We start from the raw sequence: 12,444 nt of genomic DNA on the forward strand, positions 1-12,444 counted from the left end.
CACTGAAAAAGGCCTTCAAAAGGAATCATTTCTATTTTAAAATTCTTAGTATGCGGGCCCCTTCCGCCCAACCATCATTTTACTAAACCCAAAACAACATGTATGGGCTTTCAGGTCACGCTATCGGCTGTAGTCCTCGGCCCACTTGGCTAGCGCCGCGTGCGCCTGTGGGCTACTTGCCTCTATCGTTGCCCGAGGCGCTACTAATGCAGGTAGTTGCTAGTCCAACTAGACAAGGCATCTAATTGAGCTTTGCAAGAGGGAACATTTTCAAACCTCCCTTTACCTCACTTTTCTCAATAAAAGTCAATACAAACAGGTATCGTAACAGAATTTAAATCATGGAAAATTAATGATGGTAGCACTTTTCAGCAGGCCTTCTTGTGGAGGGTTAATCGGCTTCACATATCCATCACAAATAATTCAGAGTATAACCCATCATAATCTAGGTTGGAAACTGTTTTTGAGAAGAACATTTGTCTGGAATGAAAAAACTCCGAAGTAAAAGAATAAGAAGGACGACCTTTCAATACTTGTTCCTTTTTTGCGCATATAGCGACTACTTGTGAAACGGGGAATGCTAGGTTAAGAAATGCCTTTAATTCAGTCATTAAGAAAGGATAGTTATCGCAATAATGAATTTCCTTACAAATCATGGGTTTTGAAAAGAAATCCAGGCGAAGGAATTTACGGAGAGCCCAATCTAGGTATCCAATCCAACGATTGGTAATGAACTTTCTCCGTTGGCCTTTCAAATTTTTCAAAATCACCATTGCGGACTGATTGCCTTTTGAAAAAAGCCAGATATCGCAATTAAAATTTTTGTGATCCTTAAAAATACGGAGAGATTCACCGGTTAATTTCTTCTCTATTTCATCCAAATTGGTCAGGAGTAAGGAATCTACAACCGGTTTACCGAATAAACCTTTCCAAAAAACCACTCTATTATCCTGCAAATCCCTAAATCCATTTGATTTATACATACTATATAAACTTGGGATTGGTGTTATAGCGGTAAGCGAATAATCACCCAGTGATTGCAAGTATTGTACAATTCGATGGGTTAGTTTTTGCCCTCTATAATCAGAATCAATAATTAAGGTGGTAAGATTTGCAAATACTTCTGATTTTCCATGGATGATACGATCACTAAAAATTAGGCCTAAGTAAGCAATCACCTTGTTTTCATCTTGAATCATGACACCGCAAAAATCAATCGAACAAGGCCAATGCGTTTGAAAAAGGAGAGGAAATTTCTCTTTTAAATCCCCGGCCGTTTCAAATTTTTCCAAAAGCGGAAGGACTTTTGGATAATCCAAAGGATAAACTTTATGAAAGGTTAGGGCCATAATTAGACAATAAAGCCTTCAAAAGTGGGAATATTTTCGAAGAGTGGAACGAAAAAAATGACAATAAAAAAAGGCGAAAATCTTATGAAGAATTCGCCTTTTTGAGGTGGTGTGGGAGGGAATCGAACCCCCGACACAAGGATTTTCAGTCCTTTGCTCTACCGACTGAGCTACCACACCCCGTTTTTATTTCGGGCTGCAAATGTAGAATTAAATCGAATAAAATTGCAATAAGCCAAAAAAATATTTGAAAATTGAAAAAAAAACGGCTTGATGACTCAACTAATCAATTGAAAAATAATCCTTTCCTTGGTAAACTCCCGAACGCTCTTTTTCTAATTGCATTAATATATCATTAGCCAAACTGCTGGCGCCAAACCTAAACCAATGATTAGTTAACCAAGCCTGACCTAAGGTTTCTCTTACCATAACCAAATACTGCAGCGCACCTTTTGCAGTACTAATACCTCCTGCAGGCTTCATTCCTACCATTTTTCCGGTTAATTCATAAAAATCACGAATAGCTTCTAACATCACCAATGTTACTGGTTGGGTAGCTGCAGGACTTATCTTCCCTGTCGAGGTTTTAATAAAGTCTGCCCCGGCATGCATGGCTATATCACTTGCTTTCCGAACATTATCTAAGGTAGAAAGTTCCCCTGTTTCCAATATCACTTTAAGCCGGGCGCTTCCGCAAGCTTCCTTAATTGCAGCAATTTCATCGTAAACATAGTTGTATTCTCCTGCTAAGAATTGCCCCCTCGAAATAACCATGTCAACCTCATCAGCACCACTATCAACTGCAAACTTGGTATCCTCCAATTTCACCGACCGTAAACTTTGACCGGAAGGAAAGGCTGTAGCCACGGAAGCAACTTTGATACCGGTTCCTTGTAAAGCCGCTTTTGCTACTTTGACAAAGGTAGGATAAACGCAAACAGCAGCCACCGTAGGTAAATCAGGATAAGAATCATGCATGTGAGCAGCTTTGTAACACATTTGCTGAACTTTGCCGGTGGTATCCTTACCTTCTAAAGTGGTTAAATCAATCATGTTCAAGGCTAACTTTAATCCACTTACTTTGGAAGAAGCCTTGATACTACGGGTATTTAATCGTGCCACCCTCTCCTCTACTCCAACTTGGTCAATCGGAATAGTAGTATTAAAATCAATTGGTGTTGTAAGCATGCTGCTAAAGTAGCACTTCCACTTTTGTGTTTGACGTTAATTCACCATTTTCTACATTCTTCAACCAATTTACTCCCGGAATTGCACCCGGAACAAACCTTCCTAAATCCTTCCAACCAAATAATTCTGCGCCATTAAAAATGCCCCATTTTAGCAATTCCTCTGTATTAATCTGTGGAAAATTGAGCTTTATTGTCTTTAATTCCTCTAAAACATTTAGTCCATCATTCGATGCTAAACTGTCTGTACCTATAACCACCTTGTTCGAAAAACCCATAAAAACCTCCATATCGGGCAGCCTGTTCTCAATGAACAAATTTGCTTTTGGACACAGGCAAAACCAAAGTTGATTAGTGTAAAGCATAGCTCTACTAATGTCATCAGCTGTGGTATTCGTGTTGTGTACAAGTAATACCGGGTTGCATTTCGGCAATTTTACCACATGAGAAGGTAGAGAACGGAAGCCGGTTGGAATAAAATTAACCATTCCTGGATAAAAAGCCTTCATTAATTCAAACATCTCACCTGTACCACTCATAAAAAAATCATCTTCACTTGGAGTCTCCTGGTTATGAATTGATATTGGAAATTCTGAAGTATAACAATACTCTGACAATAAAGCATACAACTTATCCGAAACCGAATATGGAGCATGTGGAGTTACCGAAACCTGGGCTCTTGGATACATTTGCTTCATCCTACGTTCCAAAGTTTTACCATGATCTAGCATAGCGCTTGCCTTGTTTGGATCAGGGCTAAAAATTTCCATAAAAGAATGATATCGAATCGAACTCACTGCTTTTGTTGGAAAAGTGGCTTCGCTATTGCAAATATCCCCAACCCCTACAATACCATTTTTTATCATTTCTGATTCGGCGGCTTTAATAGCTGCATCAATTTCAGAACCAGGACCCAGGCGCTTAGGTACTAATTCCTTTACAAATTGAGCCAAACCCTTTCCAGCGGTAACTTTTGATTTTAGATGACTCAATTCCAAATGACAATGCGCATTTATAAAACCCGGACAAAGAATTCCGGGAAAAAAGTCAACCTGATCCACATGGCCGGTATTTTCCGAAATGGAAACAATCTCTCCTTCCGATGTAACCGTCAAAACCGCATTTTCATGCATAACCGATCCATCAAAAATGAAATCGGAACTAAAACGCCTTACCAAGTTACACCAATATAGCTTCCAAGGTTATGGAAGTGTTTAACAATTTGCCAATTGGACAATTCTCTTTAGCTTCCAAAGCCGCTGCTTGAAAATCATCATTGGAAATGCCCGCAACCGAAGCAGCCAGCTTTAAATGAATACCAGTAACTGCCCCATTTTCAAATGTTAAATCTGCCCGGGTATCCAAGGTATTCGGAGTGAAACTTTTCGCCCCCAGTACAAAACTCAGTTTCATGGTAAAACAACCGGCCAAGGCTGCTGCAATTAATTCTTCTGGATTTGTACCCACACCTTCTTCGAACCGGCTCGAAAAAGAATATTGGGTGTTGTTCAATACTGTGCTTTGTGAAGAAAGTGTGCCTTTGCCTTCTTTTCCACTGCCTTCCCAATGGGCGGTTGCATGTCTTTTCATATGGTTTATATTTTGGAAGCAAAGATAAATTTTGATTGGCAAGTTGGATCAATGAAACTGCCAAATTCAGCATGGAGATTTTTTTTTAAGGGTAACACAATAATATCAAAATGGCCTAGTTATGACTTACCCAAAACCAAGAAAAATGAACCACCTAAGCTCTACTTCCTCCCGTCCTCTGGACGTTAATTACGGCATTAAAATGTTAGTGGCTCTTAGTCTTTACCCATTTGTTTGGACCATTTGCCTGGGTTTAGGGGAGATTTTCCAAAATCAAATTTTGATTCTACTTACCATGTGCACCTGGAAAGTTGCCTGGAGTTTGGGATCTATCATTTGGATAGTATTATTGGTTTACCATTTCACATTTTTCCAATCGTACCGTAAACACTTGATTTGGCCGCTAGTAATAATGGGAAGCGGTTGCACTTTGCTCTATTTTATTGAAAAATGGGATTGGTTTGGAATTGGAAGCCAATACCTCAATCTTGGGATTTAAGAAAATCCATTTGTTCATCCATCCGGTATTAAACTGTAAATTTACCTTTGTTGTTCAAAACAAAGGTATTGAAAGCAATCATCATTGGTAGTGGTTTAGCAGGATTGGCCTGTGCCATTCGTTTACGAAAGGCCGGTTGGGATGTAGATGTTTATGAATCTCAAGCTACCCCGGGGGGTAAATTACAAACCAAATGGATTGGCGATTACCGTTTTGACCTAGGTCCTTCGGTTTTAACTAAACCGGAATTCATCCAACAGCTCTTTGAACTGTGTGGAGAAAATGCCGATATTCATTTTCGAGTTAAGAAACCTGAAAAAATATTTCAGTACTTTTTTGAAGATGGCACCATTCTTCAAACCTATAACGATCGCTATAAAACTGCCGAATCACTTTCCAAAAGTCTTGGAATTGATAAAAACCAACTGCTTGCTTACCTTCAACGCTCTGAAGATATTGCCAGGATAACATCGCCGGTTTTTTTAGAGCGTAGTTTACACCAATTAAAAAACTATTTCAACAAGGAAACCACCTACGGAATTTTACATTTTGGAAAAATTAAAGCCTTTCAAAGCTTAAACCAGTATCATCTTTCCTCCTTTCAAAACCCCAAACTGGTTCAACTTTTCAACCAATATGCCAGTTACAATGGTTCCAACCCTTACGTAGCACCCGGAACATTAAGTGTTATTCCTCATTTCGAATTAAACGAAGGAATGTATATTCCAGAAAATGGTATTCATGCAATTGTGGATAGTTTGTATAATTTGGCATTAAGACAAGGTGTAAAATTTCATTTCAATAAAAAGGTAAGCGAAATTTTTGTTCATGAACGTAAGGCCAAAGGCATTCGAATTTCTGAAGGAAAGGTACTTGGTGATGCTATTATTTCAAATGCAGATGCCTGGAATACATGGAAACACTTACTACCAAAAGAGAAATTCCCCTCCAATATTCAAAAACATCAACGGTCATCGTCTATGGTGGTTTTTTACTGGGGAGTAAATCGCAATTTTCCGGAACTAAATTTACACAACATGTTTTTTAGTGGCAATAGTCAAGAAGAATACCGACATATTTTTGATTTAGGTCAGGTGTATAACGACCCCTCCGTTTATGTCAATATTACCAGCAAAGAGATTAAAGGAGATGCACCGGAGGGTAAAGAAAATTGGTTTGTTATGACTACTGTTCCGCATTTGAATGGACAAGATTGGGATGAATTGCTAAAGAACATCCGTCGAAATGTACTTTCCAAGTTAAACCGCATGCTTAAAACAGACCTGGAACCTTTGATAGAAGTTGAAGAACATCTTGAACCAAGAATAATAGAAAGCAGATACAATTCAGCATTTGGCAGTGTTTATGGTTACAGCAGCAATAGTATATGGTCGGCATTTTTAAGACAAGCAAATTTTGAAAAAAGCATAAAAGGTTTGTACTTTTGTGGAGGCAGTGCTCATCCGGGCGCAGGTATGCCCTTGTGTTTGCTGTCCGGAAAAATTGCGGCCGAATTGGTTCAAGAAAAATCCGGATGATTGAATACGACGACACTTATTTCATGCGTCAGGCTTTAAAAGAGGCTGAAAAAGCATTTGCACTTGATGAAATACCTATTGGTGCAATTGTTGTCTGTAACGGGACCATTATTGCCCGAAGCCATAACCTTACTGAACGTCTAAATGATGTAACTGCTCATGCCGAGATGCAAGCAATTACAGCCGCTGCTGATTACATGGGTGGAAAATACTTACCTGAATGCACCATGTACGTTACTGTAGAGCCTTGCGTAATGTGTGCAGGGGCATTGACCTGGTCTCAAATTGGAAGAATCGTGTACGGGGCATCCGACAACCGCAAAGGATATACTCATTTACAAAACTTTTCACTACATCCCAAAACAGAAGTCAGCAAAGGAATTTTGGAAAATGAATGCGGAAAACTAATGAAGGATTTTTTTAAGAAAAAAAGATCATAATTTTACAACACACTTATTTAAAAAATGAAAAAAGCAATTTACCTTTTAGCCTTCCCCATCCTCTTTAGTTGCAATTCTAACCCTAACAAAGAAGTAGTAGCTTCCGATTTTATTGGAGAAAAATTTGACGATTCCGCACCTATTTCTTTGGCAGAACTGAATGAAAAAATGAAATCCGGTGGACCGGTAGAGGCTACTGTTACTGCACCGGTATCAGCAGTTTGCCAAGTGAAAGGATGTTGGATGACATTACAAAATCCGGGGGGTGAAGATGTTAGAATTACCTTTAAAGATTATGCCTTTTTTGTACCTAAAGATAGTAAAGGAAAAACAGCCATTATCCATGGAAAAGCATCCATGGATACCACTTCCGTGGAAGAATTAAAACATTTTGCCGAAGATGATGGACAATCCAAAGAAGAAATAGAAAAAATTACTGAACCCAAAATTGAAATGGTTTTTGAAGCCAGCGGAGTGAAACTAAAGTAATCCAACCACCTGACTTTCAACAGGATTTTTACTACATGGAATAATTTCGTACCTTGGCATCCAATAAGTTTTTGAACTGATGGAAAAGATTGAATTGGAGTACGAAATTAAAACCTCGCCTCGCATCCTTTACAAAATGATTAGCACAGATGAAGGTTTGCAGCAATGGTTCGCCAAGAAAGTTAAAATAACCAAGGATAGTTATACCTTCGACTGGGATGGAACCACCGAAGTAGCTAAATTACTTGGAATGAAGGAAAATGACCATGTTAAGTTTCGATTCGCCAATAAACCCGACCACACCTTTATGGAGTTTAAAATAAAAGTGGATGATCTCACCAAGGATGTTGCCTTATTAGTTGTTGACTTTGTAGATCCCGACGAAAAAAATGAAACTAAGGAGTTGTGGAATAAGCAAATTGAAGATTTGATGGAGGCCATTGGGCTGTAAAACTTACTATCCTCTGTAAGAACCGGTTGATTGCCGGTTTTTTTATTAATTTTTATTTGGCGGGCCCTTTTCGCCACCAATAGTTTGCAATTTCCTGAATGAAAAGCAGGCGAAAAGGACGGGCTATCGCCTGTACTCCTCGTCCCTTCAGGCTAAGGCCTTTCGGTACTGTGGGGTACCTGGCTCTATCCCTGCCCGACGGAAACCCCAACTTTCGTGCAAAAAACAACTGTTTGGGTTTAGTCGGGCAACGATTGAGACAAGTAGCCCACAGAACCCCGATGGCGCTAGCCTCGGGGGGCGAGGACTACAGGCGAAAGCGTGACCCGAACGCCCATTGCAAACCACCAGAAAATCTTACAAAAACTAATTGGGCGGAAGGGGGCCCGCATCATACTCAAAAAATAAATTCTAAATAAAATCCAGTACCGATTGAATTTCGGTATCCAATTCTGATTCAGCCTGCTTCAGAAAGTCGGAAGGAATAGACGATTTATTTGATAACCAAGAATTTACAGAATCCCGCTTAGCCTTTACCTGAGGGCGATTGAAATAAAGCATACCCGAACGTCGAATAAAAAAATCGCTTGGCGTGCAAACCATTTCCTCGTTCATGCCATAACTAAGTTCAGCTATCAAAGCCAAATCCTCCGAAACGGGAATTTCTCTGGCCAAATTATAAGCAATTTCAATAATTTGTCTTGCATTTTTCCCATATTTACCTACCAATTTTTGAATAATAGGGTAAGAAAAGCCCACTTGCTTAGCCTCCCCAAACAGAACTTCGGTAAACTCCAACACCTCCTGTTTAGAAGAAAATCCACCGGCCAATGCTATTTGGTGGGTTGAACATGCTACAAATGGCAACCCTTTTCGCTCCGAAATTCGTGCAAAAATCTTGTCTACAATACGTTGCGACATTTTCCGATAACCGGTCAATTTACCCCCGGCGATGGACAATAAACCGGATGAAGACTCAAATATTTCGTCTTTTCTCGACAATTCAGAAGGCGATTTACCATCTTCATGAATGAGAGGCCTCAAACCACACCAGGTACTCATAATATCCGATTCATTTACCTGCACCCCTTCAAACATATCGTTCACTGCTTTTAACAGATAGGCAACATCCTCTTGGGTAACTGCAGGTCTTTCTTTTTGTTCGGTATAATTGGTGTCGGTAGTTCCGACGTAAGTGCAACCATCTCGAGGTATTGCAAAAACCATACGACCAAGGGGTGCATCGAAATACATGGCTTGTTGTATGGGCAGTTTCTCGAAAGGAAAAACGATATGAACCCCTTTGGTAAGGTGCAACCGTTTACCTTTTCTGGAATTATCCAACTCACGAAGTTCATCAACCCAGGGTCCTGCAGCATTGATAATATAATCTGCCTTAATTTCAAATTCAACACCTGTAATTTGATCCTGAACTTTGGCTGCATTTAACTTAGTTTGATCATAGACGAACCCAAGGCAACGAGCATAATTTAAGCAAATGGCGCCTCTTTTAACAGCCTCCTTCATATTTTCAATTACCAACCTGGCGTCATCGCTTCGATATTCGGTGTACAAGGCGCCGGCTTTTAGAATTGTTTTACGAAGCAAAGGTTCCTGATTCAGCGTTTGCTCTTTCGAAAGCATTTTTCGACGTTCACCAGCCTTAACACCTGCCAATACATCGTATACATAGAGTCCAATAGAGGTAGAAAACTCACCCAAGGATCCATTTTCAATAACAGGCAAGAGCATTTTTTCAGGAATTACCAAATGAGGAGCGTTTCGGTAAACTATTTCCCTTTCCCGACCAACTTCCATAACCAGCCCAATTTCAAGCTGCTTGAGGTAACGCAAACCTCCATGAATAAGCTTAGTGCTTCGGCTACTTGTTCCTGCACCAAAGTCTTGTTTTTCAATAAGAGCAACTTTTAAACCCCGAGCCGAGGCATCCAAGGCAATCCCGGCCCCGGTAATGCCTCCGCCAATAACCAAAACATCAAAGGTTTGGGAAGACAGTTGCTGAACAAAATCAGAACGATTTGCTGAAGAAAAACGAGGTGTTTCCAAGTGCGTCATAAAAAAGTATGCAAAGATGCGAAAAGCAAGGTTTCCTGCCTATTCATTCCTACTACTTTTGAACGTATTTTTGGTGACAAGTTCAAAACATAGTATGGCAGAAGAAAAGCATTTAGTTGTTTCAAAAACCGCCAGGTATTTTATTCATGGAAATGCATCAGCAAAAACCAGAGAAGTTTGGTTTATTATTCATGGATACGGTCAGTTGGCGAAGTATTTCATTCGGCATTTCAGCCATTTTAATCCTGAAACCCATTTGGTTGTTGCACCGGAAGGACTATCCAAATTTTATTTGGAAGGAACCACTCCGGATAGTCGAATTGGTGCCACCTGGATGACCAAAGAAGACCGGGAGGCAGAAATAAAGGATTATGTAAACTATCTGGATTCTTTACATGATCAGGTAATAAGTCAACTTGGAAAAGAAGTGAAGGTAAAAGTTTTCGGATTTTCACAAGGTTGTTCAACCTTATGCAGGTGGGTAGCTTATGGAAAGGTACAACCCAAACGCATGGTGATGTGGGCAGGCACCTTCCCTCCCGACATTGACCTAAAGGAATTTGGTTCCCGTTTTCATGGTTACGAAGTTGATGTAGTATATGGGAAACAAGACGAATACCTATCCTGGATTAATGCAGAGGAAATAACCCAATGGATGGAGCAAGCCGGAATAGATTTTAGGGTGACCACTTTCGAGGGTAAACATGAAATAATCAGGGAAGTTTTAAATAAGCTTTTAGAAATAGAACAAGAAGCAGATTAAACACTACTTTCGCCCCCAAATACCTGTAAGAAGTTCATGAATTTTGTCGATTTGCGCCAGTTTGCGAAGTACGTATTGGACAATTTGGGAATAATAATAACCCAAAATCAGCGGTACGACAAATATACCAGGGAGGTGATACAGTCGACCTTGAAACCTGACTCTAACAGTATTGATGTAGGATGCCACAAAGGAGAGATTTTAGATATAATATTAAAATTTTCACCGAATGGCAAGCATTTTTGTTTTGAACCCATTCCTTACCTTTACGAGAATTTATTAAAAAACTATGGCAGTAAGGCCCAATTTTTCGATTTAGCACTTGCCGAAGAAAATGGCACGGCCACCTTTAACATTGTAAAGAATGCTCCTGCCTACAGCGGTTTAAGGAAAAGGCAGTACAAAGTTGCCCATCCGGAAATTGAAGAAATTCCTGTTCAGGTAAAACGACTAGATGAAGTGGTGCCATTGGATGTAAAAATTGACCTGATTAAAATTGATGTGGAAGGGGCAGAATACAATGTATTCAAAGGAGCCAGAGAAATATTAATAAAACACAAACCCGTTGTCATTTTTGATTGTGGGTTGGGGGCAAGTGATTATTATGGAACCAAACCGGAGGATTTGTTTGATTTATTGCACTCCTATGGTTTACATATTTGTTTATTGGGAGATTATACCAAAACAAAACAAAAATTGAGCAGAAACGATTTTATTAATATTTATCAGGAGAACAAAGAATATGCATTTGTTGCCTTCCCCTAAATCATGCTAGAAGGAGATTTTTATACTATTGAATCTATCGACGTCAATGATTCCGTTGGGAAAGGAACCATTGATCTAAATCCAAGAAACCCGATATTTGAAGGGCATTTCCCTGGCGAACCGGTGGTGCCCGGAGTTACCATGATTCGAATGTGCGAAGAATTGGTTTCAAAGAGTTTAGGAGGCACATGGAGAATTATAGAATCCAAATCCATCAAGTTTTTATCTGTAATAGATCCCAGAACAGATTCTAAATTAGGATTTGAATATCAATTGAAGACGGATGAAAATGGAACCAAAATAGAATTCAACCTTACGAAAATGGATGGAATTCTTAGTTTCAAACTTAGTGGTCTGATTCAAAAAGTAATTTAAAAAACTGATTTATCCCAATTCAGGTAATTCTCATGCAAAATTTGCCCATCGAGTAACCGAATTATTCTTGACGAATAGTCAGCATCTCGTTCACTGTGAGTAACCATAATAATAGTTGTACCAAGATCATTCAATTCTGTTAGAAGTTTCATAATCTCCGTTCCATTGGTGGTATCGAGGTTTCCTGTTGGTTCATCTGCCAGAATTAAGGTAGGCTGATGAACAACAGCTCTGGCAATAGCGGCTCGTTGCTGTTGCCCTCCTGAAAGTTGTTGAGGAAGGTGGTTTCTGCGATGCATCATATGCATTCGATCCAATACTGCATCAACCATAACAGCTCTTTCACCTGCCGAATAACCAAGATATAGTAAAGGCAATTCAACATTTTCGAACACTGTTAATTCATCAATTAAATTAAAACTCTGAAAAATAAAACCCAGGTTTTGTTTACGGTATTTAGTAAGAGCAGATTCGGAAAGAATATCTACATTTTGATTTTGGAAAAAATATTCACCGGAACTTGGTCTGTCCAACATCCCAATAATATTCAGCAGAGTAGATTTACCACAACCGGAAGGTCCCATAATAGCTACAAACTCCCCTTGCCTCACCTCTAAATTAATTTCAGAAATGGCTATGGTTTCTACTTCCTTGGTTTGATAAATTTTACTCAGGTTTTGAAGCTTAATCATGAGAATTTAAACACACTAAGGTACTCTATTCAGAAATGGGATTTTGGCAATAGACTAAAAATTTAGAATACTTCCAGAGATGGAAACAAAAAGGAACTTAACTCAGCTTGTTCATTTAGGAAGACCTGGGCGAAATAATAGTTTCTATTCGCTGCAGGGATGCGGCAAACGAAACGACCTGAGTTCAGAATATCCATGGAAATTTTGGAATACTCTTTAATATAACCTCT

14 protein-coding genes and 1 tRNA gene are annotated in these 12,444 nt (G+C 39.4%); 8 read left to right on the top strand and 7 right to left on the bottom strand.

What is annotated here, in order from left to right:
- Positions 1-401 precede the first annotated feature (401 nt).
- From K1X82_00005 to K1X82_00025, 5 genes are all read right to left on the bottom strand, one after another.
- Positions 402-1,349, bottom strand: a complete 948-nt coding sequence (locus K1X82_00005) for a hypothetical protein (GenBank protein ID MBX7180466.1) — start codon at positions 1,347-1,349, stop codon at positions 402-404.
- A gap of 107 nt (positions 1,350-1,456) precedes the next feature.
- Positions 1,457-1,529, bottom strand: a tRNA-Phe gene (locus K1X82_00010).
- A 102-nt stretch (positions 1,530-1,631) separates the two neighbouring features.
- Positions 1,632-2,537, bottom strand: a complete 906-nt coding sequence (gene deoC / locus K1X82_00015) for a deoxyribose-phosphate aldolase (protein MBX7180467.1) — start codon at positions 2,535-2,537, stop codon at positions 1,632-1,634.
- A gap of 4 nt (positions 2,538-2,541) precedes the next feature.
- Entirely contained in the window at positions 2,542-3,714 is a 1,173-nt protein-coding gene (locus K1X82_00020) for an amidohydrolase family protein (protein ID MBX7180468.1), read from the bottom strand.
- A 1-nt stretch (position 3,715) separates the two neighbouring features.
- The gene (locus K1X82_00025; protein ID MBX7180469.1) at positions 3,716-4,126 is read right to left on the bottom strand and encodes an OsmC family protein; all 411 of its coding nucleotides are present in this window, start codon (positions 4,124-4,126) and stop codon (positions 3,716-3,718) included.
- A gap of 121 nt (positions 4,127-4,247) precedes the next feature.
- Between K1X82_00025 and K1X82_00030 the strand changes: the two genes are divergently transcribed.
- From K1X82_00030 to K1X82_00050, 5 genes are all read left to right on the top strand, one after another.
- Positions 4,248-4,625 carry a hypothetical protein gene (locus K1X82_00030; protein MBX7180470.1) on the top strand — a complete coding sequence of 126 codons (378 nt, stop codon included), beginning with the start codon at positions 4,248-4,250 and terminating at the stop codon, positions 4,623-4,625.
- Between the two features lie 68 nt (positions 4,626-4,693).
- Complete coding sequence (gene crtI, locus K1X82_00035; protein ID MBX7180471.1) at positions 4,694-6,163, top strand: phytoene desaturase; 1,470 nt, start codon at positions 4,694-4,696, stop codon at positions 6,161-6,163.
- Positions 6,160-6,603, top strand: a complete 444-nt coding sequence (locus K1X82_00040; GenBank protein MBX7180472.1) for a nucleoside deaminase — start codon at positions 6,160-6,162, stop codon at positions 6,601-6,603. Before crtI ends, K1X82_00040 begins: the two co-directional genes overlap by 4 nt.
- Before the next feature lie 24 nt (positions 6,604-6,627).
- Positions 6,628-7,092, top strand: a complete 465-nt coding sequence (locus tag K1X82_00045) for a DUF4920 domain-containing protein (GenBank protein ID MBX7180473.1) — start codon at positions 6,628-6,630, stop codon at positions 7,090-7,092.
- A 79-nt stretch (positions 7,093-7,171) separates the two neighbouring features.
- Positions 7,172-7,543 carry an SRPBCC domain-containing protein gene (locus tag K1X82_00050; GenBank protein ID MBX7180474.1) on the top strand — a complete coding sequence of 124 codons (372 nt, stop codon included), beginning with the start codon at positions 7,172-7,174 and terminating at the stop codon, positions 7,541-7,543.
- A 411-nt stretch (positions 7,544-7,954) separates the two neighbouring features.
- On the opposite strand, the gene K1X82_00055 is transcribed toward K1X82_00050, so the two are convergent.
- Complete coding sequence (locus K1X82_00055) at positions 7,955-9,619, bottom strand: glycerol-3-phosphate dehydrogenase/oxidase (protein MBX7180475.1); 1,665 nt, start codon at positions 9,617-9,619, stop codon at positions 7,955-7,957.
- Positions 9,620-9,692: 73 nt separating this feature from the next.
- On the opposite strand from K1X82_00055, the gene K1X82_00060 reads away from it, so the two are divergent.
- Genes K1X82_00060 through K1X82_00070 form a run of 3 tightly spaced genes read left to right on the top strand, consistent with a single transcriptional unit; the run spans position 9,693 to position 11,522 of the window.
- Positions 9,693-10,382, top strand: coding sequence for a phospholipase (locus tag K1X82_00060; protein ID MBX7180476.1), 690 nt, complete (start codon positions 9,693-9,695; stop codon positions 10,380-10,382).
- A 36-nt stretch (positions 10,383-10,418) separates the two neighbouring features.
- Entirely contained in the window at positions 10,419-11,147 is a 729-nt protein-coding gene (locus K1X82_00065) for an FkbM family methyltransferase (GenBank protein ID MBX7180477.1), read from the top strand.
- 3 nt (positions 11,148-11,150) lie between these two features.
- The gene (locus tag K1X82_00070) at positions 11,151-11,522 is read left to right on the top strand and encodes a hypothetical protein (protein MBX7180478.1); all 372 of its coding nucleotides are present in this window, start codon (positions 11,151-11,153) and stop codon (positions 11,520-11,522) included.
- Here the strand turns inward: K1X82_00070 and K1X82_00075 are convergent.
- The gene (locus K1X82_00075) at positions 11,519-12,214 is read right to left on the bottom strand and encodes an ABC transporter ATP-binding protein (GenBank protein MBX7180479.1); all 696 of its coding nucleotides are present in this window, start codon (positions 12,212-12,214) and stop codon (positions 11,519-11,521) included. The genes K1X82_00070 and K1X82_00075 overlap by 4 nt on opposite strands.
- Positions 12,215-12,444: the final 230 nt, after the last annotated feature.

Source organism: Bacteroidia bacterium (assembly GCA_019695265.1).
Taxonomy (GTDB): domain Bacteria; phylum Bacteroidota; class Bacteroidia; order JAIBAJ01; family JAIBAJ01; genus JAIBAJ01.